This is a genomic window from Streptomyces triticirhizae (genome assembly GCF_003696235.1).
In the GTDB taxonomy this organism is placed as follows: Bacteria; Actinomycetota; Actinomycetes; order Streptomycetales; family Streptomycetaceae; genus Streptomyces; species Streptomyces triticirhizae.
Genome location: NZ_RFFJ01000084.1, coordinates 1 through 24634, shown reverse-complemented (window position 1 = coordinate 24634; position 24634 = coordinate 1). Strand labels below are relative to the sequence as shown.

Genomic DNA, 24634 nt, shown 5'->3' with positions numbered 1-24634 from the left:
CGCCTCGGCCGCCGGCGCGCTCGCCGAACGCGGCTGCCGGGTGCTGCTGGTCGAGGCGGCCGAGCGGCTGATGGGGGGCCAACTCGACGCCGGTGCGGCCGCGTTGCTCCGCGCGCGGCTGGCGGAGGCCGGCGTCGAGGTGCGCACCGGCCGCTCGGTGCGCGCGCTGCGCGCCGACGCCGGGCGTGTCACCGGCGTCACCCTGGACGACGGCACCGCGCACGAGGCCGCGCTGGTGGTGGTGGCCCGTGGGGTACGCCCCCGCGTCGCGCTGGCCCGCGAGGCCGGGCTGGCGCTCGGCGCGCACGGCGGGATCGCCGTGGACGACGCGCTGCGCACCAGCGACCCGGCCGTCCACGCGCTGGGCGACTGCGCCGAACACGCCGGCCGCCTCTACGGCCTGGCCGTTCCGGCCCAGGACCAGGCGGACGTGCTCGCCTCGGTGCTCACCGGCGGCGGCCAACGCTACCGGGGCACCAGGTCGTTGACCCGGCTCACGCTGGGCGCGACGGCCGACGAGCCGTGGGACCTGGCCGCCTTCGGCGTGCCCGAGGCCGGACCAGGCGACGAGGAGGTCCGGCTGGCCGACGCCACCCGGGGCACCTACCGCAGGCTCGTGGTCCGCGAGGACCGGCTGCGCGGCGGCGTGCTCATCGGGGACCTCGGCGGCGTCGGCACCCTGGCCCGCGCCTGGGAGGGCGACGAGCCGCTGCCCGACACGCCCCTGCTCCATCTGCTGACCGACGACGGAGGGTTGTAGACATGACCGAGCGGTCGCCGAGGCCCGTCCCGCCCGAGGAGACGGAGGAGACGGTGGTGGTGGTCGGCCACGGGATGGTCGGCCAGCGCCTCCTGGAGGAGTTGGCCCAGCGCGGCGTCACCGCCAGCGCCCGGGTGGTGGTGCTCGCCGAGGAGCCCCGCCCCGCCTACGACCGGGTCCATCTGACCTCCTGGTTCTCCGGCACCAGCGCCGAGGAACTCTCCCTGGTCCCCGAGGGGTTCCTGGAGCGGCACGGCATCGAGCTGTCGCTGGGCGACCCGGCCGTCGCCCTGGACCGGGCGGCCCGCACCGTCACCACCCGCTCCGGCCGGGTCGTGCCCTACACGACGCTGGTGCTGGCCACCGGCTCCTCCCCGTTCGTTCCGCCGATGCCGGGCCGCGAGGCCGAAGGCTGCTTCGTCTACCGCACCATCGAGGACCTGGAGGCGATACGCGACCACGCCGGCCGGGTCCGCACCGGACTGGTCGTCGGCGGCGGCCTGTTGGGCCTTGAGGCGGCCGGCGCGCTGCGCGACCTGGGCCTGACCACCCACATCGTGGAGTTCCACCCCCGGCTGATGGCGCTCCAGGTCGACGAGGGCGGCGGCAACGCGCTGCGCCGCACCGTCGAGGAGCTGGGCCTGTTGGTGCACACCGGCGTCGGCGGCCAGGAGATCACCACGGACGAGCGCGGCGCGGTCAACGGGATGGTGCTGTCGGACGGTTCGACGGTCGCCACCGACCTGGTGATCTTCTCCGCCGGCATCCGGCCGCGCGACGAGCTGGCCAGGGCGGCCGGGCTGCGGGTCGGCGAGCGCGGCGGGATCGCCGTGGACGAGCGGTGCGTGACCTCCGACCCGAACGTGCTGGCCATCGGCGAGTGCGCGCTGGCCAGCGACGGGATGGTCTACGGCCTGGTGGCGCCCGGCTACGAGATGGCGGCGACGGCGGCCGACGTGGTGGCCGGCCGGGCGGCCACGCCGTTCACCGGGGCGGACACCTCCACCAAGCTCAAGCTGCTGGGCGTGGACGTCGCCAGCTTCGGCGACGCGCACGGCCGCACCGAGAACTGTCTCGACGTCGTCTACGCCGACTCCCGCGCCGGCGTCTACAAGAAGCTGGTGATCGGCCAGGACGGCACGCTGCTGGGCGGGGTGCTGGTCGGCGACGCCGACGCCTACGGGCTGCTGCGCCCGCTGACCGGCTCGGTGCCGCCGGCCGCGCCCGAACAGCTGGTGCTGCCGGCCGGGTTGGCGCCGGCGGCGGCGCTGGGCCCGACCTCGCTGCCGGACACGGCGGTCGTGTGCAGCTGCCACAACGTCACCAAGGGCGCCATCGTGGCGACCGTCACCGAGGACGGCCGCACCTCGGTGCCCGAGGTGAAGAAGTGCACCCGGGCCGGCACCGGCTGCGGCTCCTGCGTCAAGGTGCTGGGCCAGCTGGTCAACGCCGCGCTGGAGGCCGGCGGGATCGCCGTGGACAACGGGCTGTGCGGCTGCTTCGCGCACACCCGGCAGGAGCTGTTCGAGATCGTGGCCAGCCTGCGGATCACCTCCTACCGGGAGCTGCTCGACGGGCACGGCAGGGCCGAGGCGCGCGGCGGGGACGGCTGCGAGGTGTGCAAGCCGGCGGTCGGCTCGATCATCGCCTCGCTGGCGCCCAGCATCGGCGCGGACAACCACGTGCTGGCCGGCGAGCAGGCCGCGTTGCAGGACACCAACGACCACTTCCTCGCCAACCTCCAGAAGAACGGCTCGTACTCGATCGTGCCGCGCGTCCCCGGCGGGGAGATCTCGCCGGAGAAGCTGATCGTGATCGGCGAGGTGGCCCGCGACTTCAACCTCTACACCAAGATCACCGGCGGCCAGCGGATCGACATGTTCGGCGCCCGCGTCGACCAACTGCCGCTGATCTGGGCACGGTTGGTGGAGGCCGGCTTCGAGTCCGGGCACGCCTACGGCAAGGCGCTGCGCACCGTGAAGAGCTGTGTGGGCTCCACCTGGTGCCGCTACGGGGTGCGGGACAGCGTGCGGATGGCGATCGACCTGGAGCTGCGCTACCGGGGGCTGCGTTCCCCGCACAAGCTGAAGTCCGCCGTCTCCGGCTGCGCCCGCGAGTGCGCCGAGGCGATGAGCAAGGACTTCGGGATCATCGCGACGGCCAACGGCTGGAACCTCCACGTCGGCGGCAACGGCGGCGCCACCCCGCGCCACGCCGACCTGCTGGCGCAGGACCTGTCGGACGCGGAACTGGTCCGGCTGATCGACCGGTTCCTGATGTTCTACATCCGCACCGCCGACCGGCTGGAGCGCACCTCGGTCTGGCTGGAGCGGATCGGCGGCGGCCTCGACCACGTGCGGGACGTCGTGGTCCACGACTCGCTGGGCATCTGCGAGGAGCTGGAGGCCCAGATGGCCGCCCATGTGGCCAACTACCGGGACGAGTGGGCCGAGACGCTCGACGACCCGGAGAAGCTGGCGCGCTTCGTCTCCTTCGTCAACGCGCCCGGCACCCCCGACCCCTCGGTCCGGTTCGTCGAGGAACGGGACCAGCACAAGCCGGATCTGACCGTGCTGGCCGGGCCCACGCTGCCCGTCCGCACCCTGGAAGGGAACAACCCGTCATGACGACCTCCACCGCCACGCTCGCCCGCCCCGCGCCCGCGCCCGTCGCGGCCCCCGGGACCGCCCTGCTGGAGATCGCCCACGAGGGGGCGTGGGTCCCCGTCTGCCGGCTGGCCGAACTGGTGCCGGGGCGTGGCGCGGCCGTGCTGCTGCCGGACGGGCGGCAGGCCGCCGTCTTCGTCGACCGGCACGGCCGCGCCTACGCCGTCGGCAACCAGGACCCGTTCACCGGCGCCTGGGTGCTCTCCCGTGGGCTGCTGGGCTCAACGGGCAACGGGGACCGGCCGTTTGTCGCGTCGCCGCTGCTCAAGCAGCGCTTCGACCTGGTGACGGGCGTCTGCCTGGACGCGCCCGAGGACCCGTCGCTGGCGCTGCCGGTCTACCCGGTCCGGACGCGCTGAGGCCCGCCGCGCGGGCGGCGTGCCCCGGGCGGGCGCCCTGGACTCGCCGCCCGGACGGGAGCGGGTGAGAGTGGGGGCGAGGGTGTGTTCCACGGCGTGGGACCACCGCCGTCGCCGAGAACGAGGTACGCCATGACCCGCCCCATCACCGTCGGCGTGGACGGCTCCCCGCAGAGCCGGGCCGCCGCCGAGTGGGCGGCCCGCGAGGCGGCGCGTCGCGGACTGCCCCTGCACCTGGTGCACGCCTGGATCAACGAGCCGCTGTACGCGCCGCCGGTGCCGGACGAGCCGGCGTCCCGGCAGCTGCTCCAGGACCACCACGACGAGGTCGCCGACCGCCACCCGGGGCTGACCATCAGCACCGCGCTGCTGGGCGAGATGGCCACGGCCGGGCTGGTGGAACAGGCCGCCAGGTCCGAGCTGCTGGTGATGGGCTCGCGGGGCCACGGCCCGATCGCCGGCTTCCTGCTGGGCTCGGTGGGCCTGCCGGTGATCACCCACAGCACGCGGCCCGTGGTCCTCGTCCGCTCCGGCCCGTACGGGGAGCCGACCGACCAGGCGCCGGGCGAGGCGGCCGAGGGCGACGAGATCGTGGTGGGCCTCAAGGACATGGGCGAACCGGCCGCCGCGCTGCTGGAGTTCGCCTTCACCACGGCCTCGGCGCGCGGCGCGGCCGTGCGCGCGGTGCGCGCCTGGGGCACGCCCTCGCTCTTCGGCTCCACGCCCCCGGAGAACCTGGAGAACAACGACGAGCACCTGGACCTCCAGGCCCGCCAGGGCGAGGAGCTGGTCCGGGTACTCGCGCCCTGGCGCCAGCGCTACCCGGGCGTTCCGGTCATCGAACACCTGCGGTACGGGAACGCCGCCGAGGTGCTGCTGGACGCCGCGTCCGTACACGCGGCGCTGGTGGTCACGGGACGCCGAACGCGCCGCCCGCTGCTCGCCATGCGCGCCGGCCCCGTCACCCACGCCGCGCTCCACCACGCCCGCACCCCGGTCGCGGTCGTCCCCCACGGGGACTGAGTCCGTCGGGCTCCGGGGACTCCGCGCGGCGGGCGCTCGGGCACCCGCCGCTCGCCTTCCCGTCGACCAAGCGTCAACTACGCGCGTCGCACGCGTGGTTGACGCGCGTTGACTCCCTCGGGCACGCTCGTTCTCCCACTCCTCTCACGGAGGTGCCACGTTGTGAGTCGACTTCTTCGCACGCTTCTCACGTTTGTCATGATCGCCTCAGCCGCCTTGGTGGGAACGGTGGCCACCGCCGGCACCGCGCAGGCCGACGGGTGCTACACCTGGAACCGCACCCTCAAGGAGGGCCACAGCGGTAACGACGTCACCCAGCTCCAGATCCGCGTCGCCGGCTACCCGGGCTACGGCGCCCAGCTGGCGATCGACGGGAAGTTCGGCCCGGCCACCAAGGCCGCCGTCAAGCGCTTCCAGCAGGCGTACGGCCTGTCGGCCGACGGCATCGCCGGGCCGCAGACCTTCGGCAAGATCTACGACCTCCAGGACAACGACTGCACCCCGATCCACTTCACCTACGCCGAGATGAACCGCTGCAACAGCAGTTGGTCGGGCGGAGCGGTGAGCGCCGCGACCGCCAAACAGAACGCCCTGAGGGCGATGTGGAAGCTGGAGGCGCTGCGCCACGCCCTCGGCGACCGGCCCCTCACCACCAGCAGCGGCTTCCGCTCCCACGCGTGCAACAACGCCGTTGGCGGGGCGGCGGGCAGCAACCACCTCTACGGCACGGCGATCGACCTGACCGGCTCGCCGAGCTTCTGCACGATCGTGAAGCAGGCGCGCTACCACGGCTTCAACCACATCCTGGGCCCGGGCTTCCCCGGCCACAACGACCACGCGCACCTGGCAGGCCAGAGCACGCGACGCTGGTCGGCGCCCAGCTGCGGGATCTGACCGGCCCCGCCGTCCGCCGTTCGCCCCGGGGGCGAACGGCGGTTCCGTCGGCGCTACCCCTCGGAGAGGCGCAGCGCCGTGTCCTCGCCCGGGGAGACCTCCACCGTGCGGTCGGCGAGGACCACGCGGACCGGGGAGGTCTCCCACGGCGGGACGCCGATCCACAGTTGGCCGGGGCGCATCCGCAGCCGCAGGCCGACGCCACGGTGGCGCAACGAGAAGCCGAACTCCTGGAGTTGGGGCAGCGGCGAGGGGTCGAGCCAGAGCGCGCCCTCCTCGGAGCGGAGCCCGGTCAGCCCGCGTTGCACCAGGTCGAGGGTGCCGGCCATGGCGCCCAGGTGGATGCCCTCGGCCGTGGTGCCGCCCTGGATGTCGGCGACGTCGCTGGCCAGCGCCTCCTTGACGAACGACCAGGCGTCCGCGTGCCGGGCCCGCGCCAGCACCCACGCGTGCACCACGCCGCTGAGCGTGGAGCCGTGGCTGGTGCGCCGCAGGTAGTAGTCGACGGTGCGGCGCCACTGCTCCTCGGTGAGTTCGTATCCCATCCGGGCGAACTGCTCGGTGAGTTCGCCCGGCGTCAGCAGGTAGCCGAGCATCAGCACGTCGGCCTGCTTGGACGCCTGGTAGCGGTTGACCGAGTCGCCCTCGGACTCCAGGAGCCGGTCGAGCCGGCGGATGTCGCCGTAGCGGCGGCGGTAGCCGTCCCAGTCGAGTTCGGCGAGGTCGCCGTACCCGTCGAACTGGCTGATCACGCCCTGGTGGAACGGGACGCGCAGCCGGCGGGAGACCTCGTCCCAGCGGTCCGGCTCGCCCTCCGACAGGCCGACGCGGTCGACGAGTTCGGCGCGGCGGGAGACCGGCATGGTGCGCACCAGCTCGGCGGCGCGGGCCAGGGTCCAGGACGCCATCACATTGGTGTAGGCGTTGTCGTCGAGGCCGGCGCGCTCGGCGTCCGGGTACGCCTCGTGGTACTCGTCGGGTCCGACGACGCCCCGGATGCGGTAGCGGCCCTCGTCCCGGTCGAACTCGGAGATCGCCGCCCAGAAGCGGGCGATCTGGGTGAGCATCTCGGCGCCCCTGGTGTGGGTGAACTCGGTGTCGCCGGTGGCCTGTCCATAGCGCCACACGTTGTAGGCGACGGCCGAGCCCACGTGGTGCTGGAGGCGGGAGTTGTCGGGCAGCCAGCGCCCGGAGCGCGGGTTGAGGTGGACCTCGGGGGTCTCCTCGCCGCCGTCCGAACCGGACTGCCACGGGTACATCGCGCCCTCCCGACCGGCCTCGGCCGCCGCCCGCAGCGCGGCGGGCAGCCGCCGGTGGCGGTAGCCCATCAACGCCCGGGACAGCTCGGGGAAGTGCAGGTTGAGGTAGGGCAGCACGAACAGCTCGTCCCAGAAGACGTGCCCCCGGTACGCCTCGCCGTGCAGCCCGCGCGCGGGCACGCCGACGTCCAGGTCGGCGCTGTGCGGGGAGAGCGTCTGCAACAGGTGGAACATGTGCACCCGCAGCACATGGCCCGGCTCGCCCGGCACCTGGAGGTCGGCGCGCCGCCACAGCCGCGCCCAGGCGGCGGCGTGGTCGGCCAGCACGCCCTCGAAGTCCGGCGCGGAGCGCACCCGTTCCAGCGCGGCGGGCAACGGGCCGACGATCGCCTGGTCGCGCGAGGTGTGCAGGGCGACGATCTTCTCGACGGCCAGCGGCTCCTCGGGGTTGAGCGGGAGGATCATCCGCTGGGCGGCGCGGAAGTCGGTCAGCCGGTCGTGGGTGGCCTCGGGCGGCCCCTGCGGGGTGGCGCGGGTGCGGGCGGCGAGCACGATCCGCACGTCGGATGTGCTGGTGCGGCAGCGCAGCCACACCACGTCGGGCTCCTCGGCGCCGGTGCCCATGCGGGTCAGGTGGTGGCTGGCGAGGTCGCGGTAGCGGGCGACGCCGGTGTTGCCGACGAGGCCGTCGATGGCGGACTCGACCTCGATGGAGCCCGACCAGTCCTCGGCGGTGAACTCGGTGCGCAGCGCCGCGAGATGGGGGTCGGCCATGGAGACCAGCCGGGACTGGCGGATGTTCAGATGGCGGCCGTGGGGGTCGCGGAAGCGCACCTCGCGGTTGAGGACGCCGCGCCTGAGGTCCAGTTCCTGGTGGTAGCGGAGCAGTCCCTCGGGGTGCAGGTCGGGGGTGAACCACTCGCCGGTGGCGCCCTCGTCGGGGTGGACGCGGAAGCGCAGCGGCAGCCAGTTGGGCAGGTTGACGATCTCCTCGTGCGGCAGCCTGCGGCCGGCGAGCGAGGAGGTCAGCCGGTTGTAGAGGCCGGCGGCGTAGGTGCCGGGGTAGTGCGCGGGGCTGGCCTCGGTCTCGGGCGCGGCGCCCCGGGTCGCGAAGTAGCCGTTGCTGAGCGTGCACAGGGCCTCGCGGAGGCGTTCCTCGCGCGGGTCGTAGCCCTCGTAGGTCCACTCCCAGCCGTCGATCTGCCGTTCCCCCTCGGCCCAGGCGGCCCACCGTTCCACCGGCTCGGCCGGGGTCCACTCCGTCGTGACACCCGTCGTCGCGCCCGTCGTTCCGCTGGTCGTGCCGGTCACGTCGGTCACCTCCGCACGACGAGGCGGGCGAGGTCGTCCACGACCAGGTCGGCGCCGTGTTCGCTCAGGTCGTGGGCGGCGTCCTCGGTCTCGGCGCGGTTGACGCCGACGACCAGGCCGAAGCCGCCGCGCGACCCGGCCTCGACGCCGGCGAGCGCGTCCTCGACGACGGCCGCCGAGGACGGCTCGCAGCCGAGCCGGCGCACGCCTTCGAGGAACAGCGCCGGGTCGGGCTTGCCCGGCAGGTCGAGCCTGGCCATGTCGTTGCCGTCGACGACGGTGCCCAGCAGCGAGCGGACGCCGGCCCTGGCCAGCAGGTCCCTGGCGTGCCGGGATGAGGAGACGGCGGCGCAGGGCACGCCGGCCTCGTGCAGCTTGTTCAACAGCCGCACGGTGCCGGCGAAGACGTCGACGCCGCGCTCGTGGAGGCGGCGCAGGAACGCCTCCTCCTTGCGGGCCGCGACCTGGCAGACGGTCTCGGTGCCCGGGGTGTCCTCGACGTCGCCGACCGGCAGGTCGATGCCCCGGGCGGCGAGGAACGCGGCGGCTCCGTCCAGCCGGGACCTGCCGTCCACGTGGCGGCGGTAGTCCTCGTCGGCGTCGAACGGCGGGTCCACGCCGGGGACCTCGTCGAACGCCTCCTTCCAGGCCGAGGCGTGCACCGAGGCCGAGTCGGTGATCACCCCGTCGGTGTCGAAGATCACCGCGTGGCACTCCCACAGGTCCGGCACGGTCGCAGTCACCGGGCACCACCGCCTCCCTGGTCGGCCACGGACCGGCCGTGGCGCTCCTTCCATGGGAACCCGCCGCCGCCCACCCCGCAAACCCACCCGAACGGGCACATCACACGACCCTCGCCCGACCGCCCGGCGGTCAGGCGAGGGTGACCCGCCGGCCGGTGACCCGGTGCGGCGTGAGCCGCACCCACAGGTCGCGTTCGCCGCCCGCCCAGGGCTCGCTGGCGTCGGGCTCGCCCTCGGGTCCGGTCAGCCGCTCGGTGAGCGACCGGATCTCGTCGAGGTCGGTGACCGGCCGCGCCGGGCCGACCAGCAGCACGCTCCAGCCGACCCGCTGCGCCTCGTCGAGGTGGTCGACCTCGAAGGCCAGCTCGTCGGCCTCGACGGCGCGGGCGGGCGCGGCGTCGGGCGCGGTGCGGTAGACCAGCGCGCGGCCGTCCGGCGCGCGGTCGTCCAGCGCGTAGTTCACCGGCACGATCGAGGGGCCGCCGTCGCCGGCCAACGCGACCCGGCCGACGCTGTGCTCCGCCAGCAGCTCCCAGCAGGTGCCCTCGTCCAGCACCCGCAGCCCCTCGCGGTGGCTGACCTCGGGCGGGGCGGCGCCGCTGGGCGGCGGCCCGCCGCTCAGCTCGGCGACGGTGGTGTCCAGGGCGCGGGCGACCCGGGTCAGCGAGGCGTAGCTCGGCGAGGCCGGCCGTTCCTCCAGATAGCGCAGGTACTCGGGGGCGACGCCGGCCTTCTCCGCGACCGCGCCCCGGTCCAGGCCCAACTGCTCGCGGCGCAGCGCGATCCTGCGCCCGACGTCCGTGCGATGGTTCTCCACCCCTTCACCCTCGCCGGAACGGGCCGGGCGCGCTCGTTGATCACCGCCGCCCACACCGCGTCGATGTGACGCCGATCACACAGGCGCCCCGGCAACCTTTGCGCACGGGGCAGCGACCACCCCCACACCAAGTCCTGTCCGAACAAGGAGAGTTCTGTGCGCTTCCCCCCACCGAGACGCGAACGGTCCCGGCGTTCCCGACATCTGACGCGCGCCGCGCTGGCCAGCCTCCTCGGCCTGGCCTGCGCCCTGCTGCTGTGGCAGCCCACGGCCTCCGCCGCCTACCCGCCGCCCGGGCTGGTCACCGGCGACATCGGCATCCACGACCCCTCGATGGTGCGCACCGACCAGGGCTATGTGGTCTACGGCTCCAACGACCTGCTGGAGGCGCGGATCTCCCCCGACCGGACCGCGTTCACGGACGCCGGCTCGGCGTTCACCGCGCCGCTTGACTGGTGGGGCGAGATCTCTCCCGACCGCAACCCGTGGGCGCCCGACGTCTCCTTCCACAACGGCCGCTACCTCCTCTACTACGCCGTCTCCAACTTCGGCCAGAACACCTCCGCCATCGGCCTGGCCACCAGCGACACCGGCCTGCCCGGCAGCTGGACCGACCAGGGCATGGTCCACCGCACCACCGCCGCCAACGACTACAACGCGATCGACCCCAGCCTGCTGGTGGACGACGACGGCCGCTGGTGGCTCGCGTTCGGCTCCTGGTGGACGGGGATCAAGGTCGTCGAGATCGACCCGGCCACGGGCAAGCAGTTCCCCGGCGACACCACGCTCCACTCGGTGGCCTCCGCCGGCGGCGGCATCGAGGGCCCGGCCCTGGTCAAGCGCGACGGCTTCTACTACCTCTTCAACTCCTACGGCACCTGCTGTGCCGGCACCGACTCCACCTACCGCATCCGGGTCGGCCGGGCCTCCAGCCCCACCGGCCCGTTCCTCGACGCGAACGGCGTGGACCTGCGCGACGGCGGCGGCACGTTCGTGCTGGAGAGCCACGGCCGCTGGATCGGCCCGGGCGGGCAGAGCGTCCTGAACGACGTGGACGGCGACCTGCTCGTCTACCACTACTACGACGGCGAGGACAACGGCGCCCCCAAGCTCGGCGTCAACCTCCTTGACTGGAGCGGCGGTTGGCCGGTGGCCTACTGAGGTCCGAAGAGCAGAGCGCGGCCCCGTTCCCCGGCTCGGCGAACCGGCGGGGAACGGGGCCGCCGCGTACGTTCGGCCGCCGCGTCGTTCGGCCGGCCGCCCGTCGTTCAGCCGTCGGAGCCACGGCTGGAGGAGGCGCGCCGCTTGCCCCCGCCCGGGCGGGTCGCCCGGTAGACGACGAAGCCGACCACCGCCAGCACCACCACCACGAGCACCACCTTGGAGTAGACGCTGACGAAGTCGGTCACCTCCTCCCAGTTCTCGCCCAGGTGGTAGCCGGCGACCACGAAGATGCTGTTCCAGATGGCGCTGCCCACCGTGGTCAGCAGCAGGAAGGTGCGGACCGGCATCTTCTCCACGCCGGCCGGGATCGAGATGAGACTTCGGAAGATGGGAATCATCCGGCCGAAGAAGACCGCCTTGTTGCCGTGCTTGGCGAACCACGCCTCGGTCTTCTCGATGTCGGCGATCTTCACCAGCGGCAGCTTCTCCGCGATCGCGATCAGCCGCTCCCGCCCCAGGGCCGAGCCCACCCAGTAGAGCGCCAGCGCGCCGACCACCGAGCCGATCGTCGTCCACACCAGCGCGGCCCACAGGTTCATCTCGCCCCGGCTGGCGGTGAAGCCCGCCAGCGGCAGGATGATCTCGCTGGGCAACGGCGGGAACAGGTTCTCCAGGGCGATGGCCAGCCCGGCGCCGGGGGCCCCCATCGCCTCCATCAGGTCGGTGGCCCACCCGGCGATGCCGCCCGGGTCCTCGGCCGAGGAAGCGAGTTGGTGCGTTGCGGAGGATACGATCACACGGCAGACGCTACAAGTCGCCGGGCCCCCGCCGCCACGCGGTCCGCCCCCGGCCACGCCGCGTGGCCCACCTCACCCCGCCCCTGTGGTCGACCGCAGTACCGGCCGCCCCACGCGTCGCCTACCGTCGCCGCTGTGCGAGAACAGCTGCGCCGAAGGCTCCGTGAGCTGACCGGCATCACCGCCGGGGCCGGCACGGGGCCGTTGCTGCTGCCCGTCGTCCTCCTCGGCTGGGCGGGGCGAGCGATCGGTGTCATGGGGCGCGCGTTCGGCGGCGCGAGGGGCGCGTTCGGCGGCGCGCGCCGCGCGGAGGGCCCGCCGTTCACGCCCCTCGTCACGCGCGCCACCCGGCTCGAACGCGCCCGGCTGGTCCGCCTCCTGGGCGTCGAGATCGCCGAGACCTGGCCGGCGCACCGCGCGCTGCCCTATCTCACCTGCCGCATCGCGCTGGCCGCGCTCGCCGCGCTGGTGCTGGCCTCGCTGCTGGTCAGCGTCGTCTACGGCTCGCTGTTGGTGTGGGCGTGGCTGGTCTTCTCGCCGACCGTGACGGTGCCCTCCGGCATTGGCGGGGCGTTCCTGCTGTTCCTCACCGTCCAGGGCATGTCCGGGCTGATCGCCCTGGAGGCCCGGCTGGCCCACCACTTCCTCGGGCCCAGCGAACGGGAGACCCTCCGCCGCCGGATCGCCGAACTCGCCGACAGCCGCGCCGGCGTCGTCGAGGCCATCACCGAGGAGCGGCGCCGCATCGAACGCGACCTCCACGACGGGGTGCAGCAACGGCTCGTCGCCCTCGGCCTGTCCATCAGCCGCGCCCAGCGCTCACCGGAGCGCGCCGACGAACTCCTCGGCCAGGCGCGGCGGGAGGCCGCCCTCGCGCTGACCGAGCTGCGGGAGGTCGCCTGGCGGATCTACCCGACGGTGCTCGACGAGGCGGGCCTGGCCGCCGCGTTGGAGACCCTCGCGGAACGCTGCCCGCTGCCGGTCCTGCTGCGCGCCGAGCTGGCGGACGAGCCGCCCAGGCCGGTGGCGACCGCCGCGTACTTCGTGGTGTGCGAGGCCGTCACCAACGCGGTCAAGCACGCCGAAGCCCGGGAGGTCGCCGTCACCGTCACCGGCCGCCCCGGGCGCGCCCTCGCGCTGCGGGTCGCCGACGACGGGCGCGGCGGCGCCGACCCGGCGGGCGGCGGGCTGTTGGGCCTGGCCCGCCGGGTCGCCGCCCTCGACGGGCACCTCGACGTCCACAGCCCGCCCGGCGGGCCCACCGTCATCACAGCGGAGTTGCCATGCGCCTGATCCTCGCCGACGACTCGACCCTGCTGCGCGAGGGCCTCGCCCGGCTCCTCGCCGACGAGGGCCACCGGGTGCTGGCCGCCGTCGGCGACGCCGAGGCCCTGCTCGCCGCCGTCGCCGCCGAACCCCCCGACGTCGCCGTGATCGACGTGCGGATGCCGCCCCACCACCGCGACGAGGGCCTGCGCGCCGCGCTCACCATCCGCGAACGCTGGCCCTCGGTCGGCGTGCTGGTCCTCTCCCAGTACGTCGAACGCCGTTACGCCACCGAGCTGTTGACCGGCTCGCCGGAGGGCGTCGGCTATCTGTTGAAGGACCGGGTGGTGGAGATCGAGGAGTTCCTCGACGCGCTGGAGCGGGTGGCCGCGGGCCGCACCGCGTTCGACCCCGAGGTCGTCCGCCAGCTCCTCGCCCGGGGCGGCCACGAACGGGCCCTCGACGCGCTGACCGCCCGCGAGCGGGAGGTCCTCACGGAGATGGCCCAGGGCCACACCAACGCCGCCATCGCCACCCGCCTGTTCATCTCGCGCAGCGCGGTCGAGAAACATGTCAACGCCATCTTCACCAAACTGGACCTGACGGCCCTGGCCGCCACCACCCACAGCCGCCGCGTCCTCGCGGTGCTGCGCTATCTCGGCGCGTAGCCGCGCGCCGCGCGCGCGGCGGGAGGGGGCGGGAGTTGGGGGCGCGCGGAGGATACGGCCTCGCCCGCCGAGCCGACGTTTCACGCGGGCGTGAAACGTCGGCTCGGCGGGCGGTCTCAGCCGTAGCGTTTCACGTGGAGAAGGGCGGTGCCGAGGGACACGTTCCCGCATGACATGGCTCTGCCACACCGTCAGGGAGGGGAAACGACATGACACGCAAGCGCGTCCGCAACCGGCCGGCCCTGCTGGTCGCCGCCGCCACGGTGCTGACCGGCGGCGCCCTGGCCACCGGGGGCGTGCCGTCCAGCGCCTGCTCGACCAGCGCAGCGCCGGCCTCGTCGTGGACGGCGACTTCGGCGCGGTGACGGACACCGCCGTGCTCGGCACGAGCTGCCCCGGTCAGGCACCGTCAGGGCAACGCCTCGATCGCCAGATCCCAGGGATACGCTGCCACGTCACCGCGCTTCGGGACATGCGGCACGAATGCGTCCTCCCCCAGGAGAACCGTCACGCCCTGGGCCCGCAGAAACTCCGTGCTCTTTCCCAACGCCGGGTGTGCCGCTTGCGCTTGATTCAGGTAGGGCAAGGCCACCAGAGGGAGGTGTAGCCCGATGGCCTCGGTGATCAGTCCCAGGACCAGAGTGTCAGCGATGCCGGCCGACCACTTGTTGATGGTGTTGAACGTGGCCGGCGCTACCAGGATCGCGTCAGGGGGAGGCAGCAGATCCGGTTGTCCTGGCAACTTGTAGTCCGTTCGCACCGGGTGCCCGGTGAGCCTCGCCAGCTCGGGCAGGTCAGCTTCGAGCCACCGTGCCGCGGACGGCGTCAGCACCAGGCAGACCTCCCATCCGGCGGCCTGAGCCTTCTCGATGCCTGTCCGGATGTGGCGCGCGGGGGGCGCGGCGCAGGCGATCAGGTAGAGCACGCGGGAAACCGTCATGCGGGAAGTCCACAGCGGCGCGCGAGTCCGCGCAAGCGGCTCTCCCAACTCGCGGAACCGACTCCAGCGTCGCGCAGTCGCTCGATCAGCTGCTTCGCCCGGGGGCGGCAGTGGACTTCCTCCGGTGCCTCTCGCTCGGCATCGAGGAGTCGTGCGACAGCATCCGCAGGCCGCCCAGCCTGCTTCAGCGCCCGCGCCACATCGACCAAGTGCAGCGCCCGCCGCTCGCGGGGCAAAGCCCCGAGACCGCTCGGCTCGATCCGCGCGGCGGCGGCCACGGCGTCGACGCCATCGTGCAAACGGACCAGAGCCGACACCCGGTGGATTTCCACGTTGGTCGGGCCAAACGCGGTCCACAACGCGTTCCCGTCCATCCCGAGCCTGGCCGCTGCGGTCGCGGCCTCGTCAATCAGCCTCTCAGCGGCATCCCGCCGGTCCGCATGGGATGCGGCCACAGCCGCCTTCAGATACAACATGCCCAGCACGCTGATCCCTTGGCCGGATACCAGGTCTCCCTCGTGGCGAGCAGCCGTGGCCGTCGCGAAGTCCACCGCGTCGTCGCAGTCGCCTTGGTGAAACATCGCATCACACAGATGCCTCGCTGCTCCCACGATGGCGACGGGATCGCCAGACCGCTGGGCGGCGATGACGGCACGGTCGGCAGCGTGCCAAGCAAGCGACGTGTCGCCGAACTTCGTGGCCGTGGCCACCGTGAGCTGGTAGGTCAGAGCCAACAGGGCGTAACTGCCCTGCTGGGCGTCACCAGCACTGTGTGCCGCCGCCCGCGTGGCGTCGATCAGCAAGGGCGACAGCACACGCCCCAGGGGTGAGTAGTCCGACGCCTGGAACGCGGTCCAGCCGTAGGCGAGGGACCTTCGGAGGGCGCCCATGTCCACGGGCTGGGACTCGGAGAAGGCCCCGGTGATGACGTCATGCCGTCTCAAAGTGCGGCGAATCCCGCCGAGTTCGGCCTCGTCGACGCACTCCTTGTCGGACCGCATCGCCTGATCGGAAAGCAGGGTTTCGAGTCGGACTCCGAGTACTTCGGCGGCCAACTCCACCACGGACAGCCGGGGATCGGTCTGTCGATGGCCACCCTCGATGTCCTGCACCCACCTGCGCGACTTGCCCATCGCCGCGCCGAAGCGCTCCTGCGTCATTCCTCGCCGGACGCGCCAGTACGCGAGGCGTCGCCCGATACCAGTCACGTCCATCTCGCCCCCGTTGTGTCAACGCACGCGAACTGCGTGCTCACCAACGGTTGTACCGCACTTACGGTTCGTGAGGCAGGCACAGCGGCTGTTCTTTGGGTTCACCACAACCTACGAGCGAAGCGTCAACGAGGAGAGGGCGACCTTGAAGAACGGCGACGCCTGCTCGAAGCCCTGATTGCCGCACACAACCGAGCTTGACCGTCCAACCCGCCTACCTCACCTGGAGGTTCCTGTGTCCGGACGCGCGATCACCACCGGAGAGCAGGCCGCGTCCTGCTACTTCCGGACGACCGTCGACGCACCGAATCGGAAAGTTCTCGTCCAGATCTGTGAGCCGTGCAACGCGCTCTGTGGTCACTGCTTCGTGGCGGCGACGAAGCGCGGGACGTACATGCCCGTGGACGACATCCGCGACCGCCTGGTCCCGGAGCTCGCCGAGGCCCACGTCACGAAGGTGACGATCACGGGCGGCGAGCCGTTCATGCACGAGGACCTGATCGAGATCGTCGGCCTGTTCCGCTCGGCCGGCATGTCCGTCGGCGTGTGCACCAACGGCACCATGTGCTCGGACGAGCAGATCGCGGCCTTGGCCGAGTTGGGCGCCCACATGAACGTCTCGCTGGACGGCTTCGCGGAGGAGTCGCACAGCGTCTTCCGGGGCCTGCCCGGGTGCTTCGCCGAGACCATCGACACGATCAAGCGGTTCGCGAAGGCCGGCATCCTCCAGGGCCTGCTGTGCACGCCGAACAACCTGGCCGAGGACGAGGAGTACCGCAAGCTCGTCGCCTTCGCCAAGGAGCAGGGCGCGACGTACGTCCTGATGAACCCCCTCGGGTCGATGGGGCGCGGCGCGTCGAAGAAGGCCCAGGGGAAGCTGCGCACCCCGGACGAGCAGATGCGGGAGATCGCGGCGATGACCGCCCCGTTCGAGGCGGACGGGATGGAGATGGTGAACATCCGGTTCCCCAACGACGACAAGCCACTCGCGGGCTGCGAGGCCGGGAACATCATCTACGTCTTTACGGACGGCGGCGTCGCGATCTGCCCGTACTTGGTCTTCGCCGCGCGCACTCAGGCGTCGAAGCACCCGGACACCGACTTCCTGGTCGGCAACGTGTGGCGGCACGACGACATCGCGGCCCGGCTCGACGGCTACGGGAAGTTCAGCGACAGGTGGGACCTCGGCGGCAACGCCACCTGCGGGTCGTGCGCGCTGTCGGCGTCGTGCGGCAAGGGCTGCCCGGCGGCCGTGGTCGCCGCCGGCGAGCGGATCGGGGCCGTCGACACCGAGCTGTGCCCGGTCGTGCCGAAGCAGACCCGCGTGCTCCCCCTGGTGGACGTGTCGTGAGCGGGCTGTTCGTCACCCTCGACGGCCCCGGCGGCGTGGGGAAGTCCACCGTCGCCGCCCTGGTCGCCGAGATGCTGCGCGAGGAGGGCGCCGCGGTCTTCGCGACGCGGGAGCCGAGCGACACGTCCCTGGGGGCGCTGGCCCGCAACGGGACCGAGCTGTACCGCGGCATGACGATGGCGTGTCTGATCGCCGCCGACCGCTACCTGCACGTCGACGAGGAGATCCGTCCGGCGCTCGCGCGGGGCGAGACGGTCATCTGCGACCGTTACGTGGGCTCGTCCCTCGTGCTCCAGGTCCTCGACGGTGTCGGGCGTGACGTCGTCTGGGAGATGAACCGGCACGCCGACATGCCGGACCTGGCGGTCATCATCAACGCGCGCAGCGACGTGATCGAGAAGCGGCTGACGGCCCGGGGCGCACACAGCCGGTACGAGCGGGAGCCCGGATCGAGTGAGCGGGAATGCGCGGCCTTCCGCGAAGCCGCTAGGTTCCTCATGGCTGCCGGCGTCCGCGTACTCCAGCTCGACGCGAGCGCCGAGGGGCCGGAGCAGATCGCCCGCGCCGTCGTGCGGGCGATCCGGGAATCGTGGATGAGGGGCAGTTCATGACCAGGGTGGGCACGCTCGACGTGCTGACGTTCAACCTCAACAACCCGAGCGTGGAGCGCGCCGAAAGGCAGCTCGCCTACCTGGCAGCCCGGCCGGAGCACGTCCTCGTCCTCACGGAGACGGCCGACAGCGGCGGATGCGCGTTCCTTGAGGAGCGTTTCACCGCAGCGGGGTACTCGGTCACCTTCCCCCGACCCGAGCAACGGGGCGAGCGCGGCGCGATGATCGTCAGCCGCCTCGCGACACGGCCGCTGGAGACCGGGGTCGACTACCTGCCGCACCGCGCGGTCGGAGTCACGGTGGACACTGACGAGGGGCCGCTGGACGTGATCGGCCTGTACGTCCCCTCCCGGAACGGCACGCCGGAGAAGACCGAGCGGAAGCGCACGTTCCTGCAGGCGTGCCGCAGCGAGCTCGCCGCCGGCGCGGGCGGCGCGCGGCTCGTGATCGGCGACTTCAACGTGCTGGAGCCGGCCCACGTCCCCCGGTACCGGTTCTTCTCACCGTTCGAGTACGAGTTCTACGACTGGTTCGCGGCGGCGGGGTACTCCGACGCCTTCCGCGCGGTGCACCCCGAAGCGCTCGAATACTCCTGGGTCGGGAAGACGGGCGACGGCTACCGCTACGACCACGCCTTCGTGTCCGGCCGGCTCGCCAGCGAGCTGCGCGGCTGCTCGTACGTCCACGAGCCGCGCACGATGACCGGCCGGCTGACCGACCACTCGGCGCTGACTGTGGGGCTTGCCACCACTGCGGTGGCGCTGCTGGCGGTGGCCGACCCGACGCGGGCTGAGGGTCCCGCCCCGGCCCTTTTCTGACGTCCGTACTACCTGTGGGAGAAGCATGAACGGCGAGGCGCACCACGAGCCGCGCGACGAGATGTGGGAGCAGGTCCGGCGCATCCGTACGTGGCTGGACGCGAACACCGGCGGGCAGACCGAGACGGAGCGGGAGCTGCTGCGCGTGCTCAAGATCGGCGAGGAGTTCGGGGAGGTGGCGGAGGCTCTGCACGGCGCGCACAACGCGAACCCGAGGAAGGGCGCGTCGCACACGAGGGCGGACGTCAGCAAGGAACTGGTCGACGTCGCGGTCACGACGCTCATCGCGCTGGACACGATCGACCCGGAGGCGCGGAAGGCGTTCGACGCGCGGCTCCAGCACCTCGTGGACCGGGTCGCCCCGCCGTCCGGCGAGCCGGCCTGAGCCGCCCCAGGTCGCAGGCCGAAGGCCCGGCAGATCTCTGCCGGGCCCTTGCCGTGCCCGGCGCCCCTGCCCGCGCCGGCCGCTGTCGTCGGTCCCACGAAATCGAACACGGCGGGCGGTCGATTCCGGATGTGACGTCCGCCAGCTCCTCGCCCGGGGCGGCCACGAACGGGCCCTCGACGCGCTGACCGCCCGCGAGCGGGAGGTCCTCACGGAGATGGCCCAGGGCCACACCAACGCCGCCATCGCCACCCGGCTGTTCATCTCGCGCAGCGCGGTCGAGAAGCATGTCAACGCGATCTTTACCAAACTCGACCTCACGGCCCTGGCCGCCACCACCCACAGCCGCCGCGTCCTCGCGGTGCTGCGCTATCTCGGCGCATAGCCGCGCGCCGCGCGCGCGGCGCGCGGCGGGAGTGGGTTGGGGCCGGCCCCTCCTTTCGTCCAAGTCCCTCTCGCGCGGGGGCAGTTGGCGGGGAACGGGGTGTTGACGCGAGCATGTCTACGCGGGGAGAGTGCGGGAACCAACCGGGCCGGCGCCCACCCGTAGCCGGCTCCGCCCGTGACGCCGCGAAGGAGACACCGCCATGTGCGTCAGCTGCTCGGCGCCCGACCAACACCCCGCCACCGAACCGGCCGAGGGCCGCCCGTCCCGCAGAGGGCTGCTGCTCGGGGCCGGACTCGGCCTCGCCCTCGCCGGGCTCCACGGCACGGCCAGTGCCGCCAGCGGCCCGGCGCCCGCAGCGCTCAACGGCGCCTGGTGCGTGCCCACCCAGGGCTCGTTCCCCTCCGGCGGCCACTTCGGCGCCCCGCGCGGCAGCGCCCGGCACGCCGGCCAGGACATCTCGAACCCCGTCGGCACCGCCGTCTACGCGGCGGCCGCCGGCACCGTCATCCGCCGGGGCACCGCCGTGCTGCCCGGCCGCACCGGCAACGGCATCGTGCTCCAGCACTCCGGCGGCCTGTTCACCTACTACGGCCACCTCAACGCCTTCCGGGTCTCTCTCAACCAGAGCGTCTCCGCCGGCCAACGCATCGGCGACATGGGCGCCACCGGCAATGTCACCGGCCCGCACCTGCACTTCGAGACCCACTCCGGCAGCCTGGGCGCGGCCGTCGACCCGGTGCCGTTCCTGAACGCCAGGGGCAGCGACCTCAGGGGCGGCTGGTCCCGGATCAACCCCGGCGCCGCCGGTCAACGGGTGCGCGCCATCCAGCATCTGCTCAACCAGCGCGGCGCCGGCCTCGTCGTGGACGGCGCGTTCGGCTCGGTCACGGCCGCCGCCGTGCGTTCCTTCCAGTCCTCCGCCGGGCTGGTCGCCGACGGGCAGGTGGGCCCCGCGACATGGCCCGTGCTGGTCCTCTCGCTGCGGCGAGGCGCCAGCGGCCACGCTGTGCGCGGCCTCCAGACCGCGCTCAACAAGCGGAGCGCCGGGCTGGTCGTGGACGGCGACTTCGGCGCGGTGACGGACACCGCCGTGCGGGGCTTCCAGAGCGTCAACCGTCTCGTCTCGGACGGCGTGGCCGGCCCGGTCACCTGGCGCGCGCTCGTCAACTGACCGGAGCGCGGGGCGGCGGCGCTCCGGCGCCGCCGCCGTGACCGCCGGTCGGGCAGGGCAGTCCGGGTGCGGCGCGGTTGGGGGAACAGGTGACCAGGGCGACGGAGTGGAAGAGGGTGCCCCGCAGATAGTGCCCCAGGGACACGTCCCCGCCCCGCGCCAGCCGCTCGACCGCCGCGTCCACCAGCCGGGCCAGCCGGCCCGCCGACCGGTCGGCCTCGCCCGCGAAACGCGGCGCGACCTCCGCGAGGCGTTCCCCCAACCACCGGCCGGCGTCCCGGGGTTGCGCCCAGGTGCCGCGCACCAGCGCGGGCGGCTTCAGCAGCCAGTGCGAGGTCTGGAGCGGCGGCACCTCCGACATCGGGAACGCCGCGACGGCCTCCCGATGCCGCTCCCGCACCTCCTCGTCGCCCCCGGCCCCCGGCGCCTGCGGCGCGGGCCGCCGAACGCTCTCCCGGTCGAAGGTCCTCTTCTCCCCGAGCCACAGATACCCGTGGTGGTGCACAGCTCTCCGATGCGACAGGTCGGTTGGACGGCACAAGGGCCGGTCCTGCCCGACATCGGGCAGGACCGCCCACAGGGCTGACGCCCGCGATCAGGCGAGCAGGTCGAACCGCGCCGGATCAATGCCGGCCGCGTTCAACTCCCTGGTGGTGAACCGCAACGGCTCAGCGTCCGGGCGCTTGCTGTCACCCAGGGCCCACGCATCCGGCCCGATCCTCGCCAGGGTCACGCACGCCTCCCCGTCGGGATGCGTGTTGCCACCGCACGCCCTCGCGAATTCCGGTTCCTCGATGGGGATTTCATAGAGATCACTCATGTCCGCGCCTTTCTGGTCCGAACAACGCGAGACCATGATGCCCCCCGGGAGTGCCTGTCTCCTAGCCGGTTTCCTGTTCGCGCAAATACGCGTCCCTGATGCCGGTGACGAACGTCCGCATCTCGTCACCGTGCAGGGCGACCTCGCTGAAACGGTCGAACTTATCCACATACAGGGCGATGTCACGGGGGTCCGTCACCACGAGTTCCGCGTGCCCGGTCTCGACGGTGACCATGCGGTCATCTTTGAGGACGAAGGAGTGCCCCGCAAAATCCCTCTGGCGCGTACTGAAGGGGACAATGCCGATAGCGACGTTGGGCAGCCTGGAGAGGGACACCAGACGGTCCAACTGCCCAACCATCATCAGAGGAGAAACGATACGCCAGCGAAGAACGGACTCGGTGATGAGAAAGCGGAACCGCTTGCCCTCGGCATAGAGGACACGCTGCCGCGTCAGCCGAGCGCCGATGGTGCGCTCCAACTGCTCCTGCGTCAGATTCTTTCTATTGAAGATTGCCCGTACATATTCGGGGGTCTGAAGGAGGCCGGGGATCACCGAGGGCTGGAACAGGCGCAACAGGCTCATGCTCGACTCAAGCGCCTGGATCTGCTGCTGCTTACGGCTGTAGCCGAGTCGGCCGACGAGTCGCCAGGCCGTCACCTCCGTCGCGGCCTCCCTGGCGGCCGCCATGTACTCGGCCTTGACCTCGGCGGACACGCCCAGGGCTGTGAGGATGCAGTCGACATCCGTGACGCTCGGAGCCGTGTGCCCGTTCTCGATCTTGGACAGCTTGGAGCGCGACATGACGGCGCTGCGGGCGACCGCCTTGGCCTCCAGGCCGGAGGTCTCCCGCAGTTCCCGCAGCGCCGCCCCTAGTCCCGTTCTGTTCACGCGCCGTACTGGGCCCACCATTCGGCGAACGGCGCGGCCTGCGCCAACGCCTCGTCGCGATAGGTCAGGAATCGGGGAAGCTGGTCCTCGGCGGGGAACTCGGCACCGAGGAACGCGCCCCCGCCGTCGTACCGCATGGCCCCGACGACGCGCTCGTCGAAGAGCCAGAAGTCCGGGGCGTCCGGAATCGGGTTCTCCTGGTCGGTGGTGTCGAGGATAAAGAACTCCTCGCCCGCTCTCATGTTGCGCAGATAGCCCCAACCGAGTTCGAACCGCAGGTAGTCGGTCAGGGGGCGAGAGAGGATGTGGACACGATACATGCGCTTTCCCGCCTGGACGGCGTCCCTGATCGTCCGTGTCCAGCCGGCATCTTGAAACGACTCGGGCTGCGGCTTACCCGCGAGAAACGCCTGGTAGGCCACCGAATCACCGGACTTGCCGTAGTCGTCCAAGGTCTCCAGTCGGAACGCCTCCCGCTCGAAGTTGTCGAACCACTCCCCGAGTGTCTTAGACGAGGTTGTCACGAACTGCCTTTCGGATGAGGTCCGCCGAAATCTCTACCAGGGTTTCATGCTCGGAAATGCGCAGCTGGTGCCCCTCCACCTTGCTTCCCTGCACGATCAACGTCCCACGATCCGTCGCGTAGATCGTCGGGCAGTCGCCGTCCTCACACTCTCCCACCAAGCGGGTTAGTTTCACTTCCCACCCCTCCGCTGTCCGATGCCCATCCGATCCTGCCGATGCTCACCCTCCGGAGCAAGTCCATCCCGTTTCCGTTACTGGAAACCGCGCGGAGGGCTCCGGGGCGGGTTCACGCTCCCGCGTGGAGGTGGGCAGCCCAGAGGGTGGGGAGGTTGGGGTAGGCGTCCCGCAGGGTGCGGATGGTGGCGTGGAGGGCGGCGGGGGCGTGGGCCGGGGTGGTGGCGAGGCGGGCGTAGAACGCGTCGGCGATGTCGAGCGCGATGCGGTCGTCGACCTCCCAGAGGGTGCCGATCACCCGGGGGAACCCGGCGAGTTGGAACGCCGAGGTGAGGTGGAGGGACTCGTCGGCGAGCCCGTTGGTCGCGCCGGTGGCGGTGTGGCAGGCGGAGAGGTAGGCGAGTTCCGCGCGTTCCAGCCGGGCGGTGGCCAGGGTTCCGACGGTGAACGGGCGCTCGGCGTGGTCGGCGAGCAGCAGTCGGCCGCGCGCCGGGTCGGTGTCGTGGCTGTCGGCGTGGCAGGCGAAGTGGGCGAGGGAGCAGTCGGCGAGCGCGGCGAGGACGCGGGGTGCGGTCGGGGCCCCGGCCGCGTTCGGGGTTCCGTCCCGGGTGGTCAACAGCACGGGGTCGGGGGCGTGTTGGGCCACGAGGTCGGCCTCGGCCGCCGCGTGGCGGAGGGGGCCGCCACCGGGCAGACCCGGGGTGGTGGGCATGGCCACGACGAGGCTGCGGGCCGGGGCGGCCGGCCGCTCGGCCAGCCGCGCCAGGTGCTCGCGGGCGCGGCGCAGCGCGCGCACGGACGGAACGGTGGAGGGGATCACGCGGTCCATGACGGTGCGCCGGTTCGGCGCTTCGGCGGGGTCGCGGTGGTGCCCGGCGGCGTGCAGCGGCAGCAGGCCCACCAGCCCGCCGGGCACCCACCACACGCGCGGCCAGGAGCCGTCGGCCCCGGACGCTTCGGGCGGCCCGGCGATCCCGAGGGCGTCGAGCACGGGCCCGGCCGCCGTGTCCCACAGCCACTCCAGGACGTCGTTCACCGTCGCCTGCCCCCGCAGCCGCTGGGCGCGCGGCCGACCGGAACGGGCCAGCCGCAGCGCGTGGCGCAGCGCGTCCACCCGGCGCGCGGTCAACGGGGCGGTCAGCCCGGGGAGTTCCAGCGCGCGCACCCCGTCCGGGGTGAGCAGCAGCGCGTGCCCGGTGCGCTCCCCGCAGGTCAGGACGGCGACGGGGCCCTCGTGGGCCTGGGCGCGCAACTCCTCGACGGTGGGCGGCAGTCCGAACGCGTCGAAGCCCGGCAGGGCCCGGATCTCGGCCAGCACGCGGGCCATCTCGCGCGCCGGCCGCGCCCGGTCCGCGCCCGCCGGCAGCGCGTCGGTGTCGGCCCGGTCCAGCCAGCCGCGCCAGGTGACGAACCGCTCCGCCAACTCCGGGTGGCGGGCGCGGAGTTCGGCGAGGTCGTCGCGGGTCTCCAGGGCCTGGCCGAACAGCACGGCCCGCCCGGCCTCCAGCAGACGCAGCGCCCGTTCGGCGCGGGCGGGCGGGTCGTGGCGCGGGTCGGCGAGCGCCAGCTCGGCGGCGCGGCCGGCCAGTCCGGGGTGGCGGCCGAGCGCGCTCCGCTGCTC

General features: G+C 72.7%; 26 protein-coding genes and 1 pseudogene. 15 read left to right on the top strand and 12 right to left on the bottom strand.

Annotated elements, in window-relative coordinates:
• From EBN88_RS16215 to EBN88_RS16195, 5 genes are all read left to right on the top strand, one after another.
• Positions 1-760: NAD(P)/FAD-dependent oxidoreductase (locus tag EBN88_RS16215; protein ID WP_158621400.1), on the top strand; the 760-nt coding region annotated here is incomplete at its 5' end.
• A 2-nt stretch (positions 761-762) separates the two neighbouring features.
• A complete protein-coding gene (gene nirB, locus EBN88_RS16210) occupies positions 763-3387 on the top strand; it encodes a nitrite reductase large subunit NirB (protein WP_122184594.1) in 2625 nt (874 codons plus the stop codon).
• On the top strand, positions 3384-3785 hold the full coding sequence (locus EBN88_RS16205; protein ID WP_122184593.1) for a nitrite reductase (NAD(P)H) small subunit: 402 nt from the start codon (positions 3384-3386) through the stop codon (positions 3783-3785). The genes nirB and EBN88_RS16205 overlap by 4 nt, the downstream gene beginning before the upstream one ends.
• 132 nt (positions 3786-3917) lie before the next feature.
• The gene (locus tag EBN88_RS16200) at positions 3918-4808 is read left to right on the top strand and encodes a universal stress protein (RefSeq protein WP_122184592.1); all 891 of its coding nucleotides are present in this window, start codon (positions 3918-3920) and stop codon (positions 4806-4808) included.
• Positions 4809-5006: 198 nt separating this feature from the next.
• Positions 5007-5702 carry a D-Ala-D-Ala carboxypeptidase family metallohydrolase gene (locus EBN88_RS16195; protein ID WP_122184591.1) on the top strand — a complete coding sequence of 232 codons (696 nt, stop codon included), beginning with the start codon at positions 5007-5009 and terminating at the stop codon, positions 5700-5702.
• Positions 5703-5755: 53 nt separating this feature from the next.
• On the opposite strand, the gene EBN88_RS16190 is transcribed toward EBN88_RS16195, so the two are convergent.
• The 3 genes from EBN88_RS16190 to EBN88_RS16180 all read right to left on the bottom strand — a co-directional run bounded on the left by EBN88_RS16190 (position 5756) and on the right by EBN88_RS16180 (position 9832).
• Positions 5756-8161 (bottom strand): glycoside hydrolase family 65 protein, encoded by a 2406-nt coding sequence (locus EBN88_RS16190; RefSeq protein WP_122184600.1) that lies wholly within the window; start codon positions 8159-8161, stop codon positions 5756-5758.
• 116 nt (positions 8162-8277) lie between these two features.
• Positions 8278-9015 (bottom strand): HAD family hydrolase, encoded by a 738-nt coding sequence (locus EBN88_RS16185; protein WP_233580720.1) that lies wholly within the window; start codon positions 9013-9015, stop codon positions 8278-8280.
• A 130-nt stretch (positions 9016-9145) separates the two neighbouring features.
• Entirely contained in the window at positions 9146-9832 is a 687-nt protein-coding gene (locus EBN88_RS16180; protein WP_122184589.1) for a helix-turn-helix domain-containing protein, read from the bottom strand.
• Between the two features lie 156 nt (positions 9833-9988).
• On the opposite strand from EBN88_RS16180, the gene EBN88_RS16175 reads away from it, so the two are divergent.
• Positions 9989-10993: an arabinan endo-1,5-alpha-L-arabinosidase gene (locus EBN88_RS16175; protein ID WP_407703418.1), complete on the top strand. Its 1005-nt coding sequence runs from the start codon at positions 9989-9991 to the stop codon at positions 10991-10993.
• A 107-nt stretch (positions 10994-11100) separates the two neighbouring features.
• Here EBN88_RS16175 and EBN88_RS16170 read toward each other — a convergent pair whose 3' ends face one another.
• Positions 11101-11712 (bottom strand): DedA family protein, encoded by a 612-nt coding sequence (locus EBN88_RS16170; RefSeq protein ID WP_122184598.1) that lies wholly within the window; start codon positions 11710-11712, stop codon positions 11101-11103.
• 216 nt (positions 11713-11928) lie between these two features.
• On the opposite strand from EBN88_RS16170, the gene EBN88_RS16165 reads away from it, so the two are divergent.
• The 3 genes from EBN88_RS16165 (at position 11929) to EBN88_RS30580 (ending at position 14092) form a co-directional block, all read left to right on the top strand.
• A complete protein-coding gene (locus EBN88_RS16165; protein ID WP_233580719.1) occupies positions 11929-13086 on the top strand; it encodes a sensor histidine kinase in 1158 nt (385 codons plus the stop codon).
• On the top strand, positions 13077-13727 hold the full coding sequence (locus EBN88_RS16160) for a response regulator transcription factor (protein ID WP_199742381.1): 651 nt from the start codon (positions 13077-13079) through the stop codon (positions 13725-13727). The genes EBN88_RS16165 and EBN88_RS16160 overlap by 10 nt, the downstream gene beginning before the upstream one ends.
• Before the next feature lie 209 nt (positions 13728-13936).
• A complete protein-coding gene (locus tag EBN88_RS30580) occupies positions 13937-14092 on the top strand; it encodes a hypothetical protein (RefSeq protein WP_158621398.1) in 156 nt (51 codons plus the stop codon).
• Between the two features lie 44 nt (positions 14093-14136).
• Here EBN88_RS30580 and EBN88_RS16155 read toward each other — a convergent pair whose 3' ends face one another.
• Positions 14137-14652 carry a flavoprotein gene (locus tag EBN88_RS16155; protein ID WP_325052762.1) on the bottom strand — a complete coding sequence of 172 codons (516 nt, stop codon included), beginning with the start codon at positions 14650-14652 and terminating at the stop codon, positions 14137-14139.
• Positions 14653-14663: 11 nt separating this feature from the next.
• Positions 14664-15881: a helix-turn-helix domain-containing protein gene (locus tag EBN88_RS16150; protein WP_122184587.1), complete on the bottom strand. Its 1218-nt coding sequence runs from the start codon at positions 15879-15881 to the stop codon at positions 14664-14666.
• A gap of 232 nt (positions 15882-16113) precedes the next feature.
• On the opposite strand from EBN88_RS16150, the gene EBN88_RS16145 reads away from it, so the two are divergent.
• From EBN88_RS16145 to EBN88_RS16120, 6 genes and pseudogenes are all read left to right on the top strand, one after another.
• Positions 16114-17229, top strand: a complete 1116-nt coding sequence (locus EBN88_RS16145; protein WP_122184586.1) for a radical SAM protein — start codon at positions 16114-16116, stop codon at positions 17227-17229.
• Positions 17226-17840, top strand: coding sequence for a dTMP kinase (gene tmk, locus EBN88_RS16140; RefSeq protein ID WP_122184585.1), 615 nt, complete (start codon positions 17226-17228; stop codon positions 17838-17840). Before EBN88_RS16145 ends, tmk begins: the two co-directional genes overlap by 4 nt.
• Positions 17837-18658 (top strand): endonuclease/exonuclease/phosphatase family protein, encoded by an 822-nt coding sequence (locus EBN88_RS16135; protein ID WP_122184584.1) that lies wholly within the window; start codon positions 17837-17839, stop codon positions 18656-18658. Before tmk ends, EBN88_RS16135 begins: the two co-directional genes overlap by 4 nt.
• A 25-nt stretch (positions 18659-18683) precedes the next feature.
• Positions 18684-19043 carry a MazG-like family protein gene (locus tag EBN88_RS16130; protein WP_122184583.1) on the top strand — a complete coding sequence of 120 codons (360 nt, stop codon included), beginning with the start codon at positions 18684-18686 and terminating at the stop codon, positions 19041-19043.
• A 136-nt stretch (positions 19044-19179) separates the two neighbouring features.
• Positions 19180-19428, top strand: a pseudogene (locus tag EBN88_RS16125) (response regulator transcription factor); the annotation flags it as partial.
• A 202-nt stretch (positions 19429-19630) separates the two neighbouring features.
• On the top strand, positions 19631-20602 hold the full coding sequence (locus EBN88_RS16120) for a peptidoglycan-binding protein (RefSeq protein ID WP_122184581.1): 972 nt from the start codon (positions 19631-19633) through the stop codon (positions 20600-20602).
• Here the strand turns inward: EBN88_RS16120 and EBN88_RS16115 are convergent.
• From EBN88_RS16115 to EBN88_RS16090, 6 genes are all read right to left on the bottom strand, one after another.
• The gene (locus EBN88_RS16115) at positions 20595-21107 is read right to left on the bottom strand and encodes a hypothetical protein (protein ID WP_122184580.1); all 513 of its coding nucleotides are present in this window, start codon (positions 21105-21107) and stop codon (positions 20595-20597) included. The two genes, EBN88_RS16120 and EBN88_RS16115, sit on opposite strands and share 8 nt — an antisense overlap.
• A gap of 90 nt (positions 21108-21197) precedes the next feature.
• Positions 21198-21422: a DUF397 domain-containing protein gene (locus tag EBN88_RS16110; RefSeq protein ID WP_122184595.1), complete on the bottom strand. Its 225-nt coding sequence runs from the start codon at positions 21420-21422 to the stop codon at positions 21198-21200.
• Between the two features lie 61 nt (positions 21423-21483).
• The gene (locus EBN88_RS16105; RefSeq protein WP_233580718.1) at positions 21484-22314 is read right to left on the bottom strand and encodes a helix-turn-helix domain-containing protein; all 831 of its coding nucleotides are present in this window, start codon (positions 22312-22314) and stop codon (positions 21484-21486) included.
• Positions 22311-22838, bottom strand: a complete 528-nt coding sequence (locus EBN88_RS16100; protein ID WP_122184578.1) for a DUF6879 family protein — start codon at positions 22836-22838, stop codon at positions 22311-22313. Before EBN88_RS16100 ends, EBN88_RS16105 begins: the two co-directional genes overlap by 4 nt.
• Positions 22822-23013 (bottom strand): hypothetical protein, encoded by a 192-nt coding sequence (locus tag EBN88_RS31910; protein WP_122184577.1) that lies wholly within the window; start codon positions 23011-23013, stop codon positions 22822-22824. The genes EBN88_RS16100 and EBN88_RS31910 overlap by 17 nt, the downstream gene beginning before the upstream one ends.
• Before the next feature lie 112 nt (positions 23014-23125).
• Positions 23126-24634, bottom strand: a 1509-nt coding sequence (locus EBN88_RS16090) for a CHAT domain-containing protein (RefSeq protein ID WP_147472740.1), incomplete at its 5' end; no start/stop codon positions are given.

What these genes read in the sequence shown, in the direction of transcription:
- EBN88_RS16160 (WP_199742381.1), top strand. Translation starts at nt 13,077, where the DNA reads ATGCGCCTGATCCTCGCCGACGACTCGACCCTGCTGCGCGAGGGCCTC.
- EBN88_RS16120 (WP_122184581.1), top strand. Translation starts at nt 19,631, where the DNA reads ATGTGCGTCAGCTGCTCGGCGCCCGACCAACACCCCGCCACCGAACCG.
- EBN88_RS16200 (WP_122184592.1), top strand. Translation starts at nt 3,918, where the DNA reads ATGACCCGCCCCATCACCGTCGGCGTGGACGGCTCCCCGCAGAGCCGG.
- EBN88_RS16205 (WP_122184593.1), top strand. Translation starts at nt 3,384, where the DNA reads ATGACGACCTCCACCGCCACGCTCGCCCGCCCCGCGCCCGCGCCCGTC.
- EBN88_RS16150 (WP_122184587.1), bottom strand. Translation starts at nt 15,881, where the DNA reads ATGGACGTGACTGGTATCGGGCGACGCCTCGCGTACTGGCGCGTCCGG.
- EBN88_RS16195 (WP_122184591.1), top strand. Translation starts at nt 5,007, where the DNA reads ATGATCGCCTCAGCCGCCTTGGTGGGAACGGTGGCCACCGCCGGCACC.
- nirB (WP_122184594.1), top strand. Translation starts at nt 763, where the DNA reads ATGACCGAGCGGTCGCCGAGGCCCGTCCCGCCCGAGGAGACGGAGGAG.
- EBN88_RS30580 (WP_158621398.1), top strand. Translation starts at nt 13,937, where the DNA reads ATGACACGCAAGCGCGTCCGCAACCGGCCGGCCCTGCTGGTCGCCGCC.
- EBN88_RS16130 (WP_122184583.1), top strand. Translation starts at nt 18,684, where the DNA reads ATGAACGGCGAGGCGCACCACGAGCCGCGCGACGAGATGTGGGAGCAG.
- EBN88_RS16170 (WP_122184598.1), bottom strand. Translation starts at nt 11,712, where the DNA reads ATGGAGGCGATGGGGGCCCCCGGCGCCGGGCTGGCCATCGCCCTGGAG.
- EBN88_RS16135 (WP_122184584.1), top strand. Translation starts at nt 17,837, where the DNA reads ATGACCAGGGTGGGCACGCTCGACGTGCTGACGTTCAACCTCAACAAC.
- EBN88_RS16110 (WP_122184595.1), bottom strand. Translation starts at nt 21,422, where the DNA reads ATGAGTGATCTCTATGAAATCCCCATCGAGGAACCGGAATTCGCGAGG.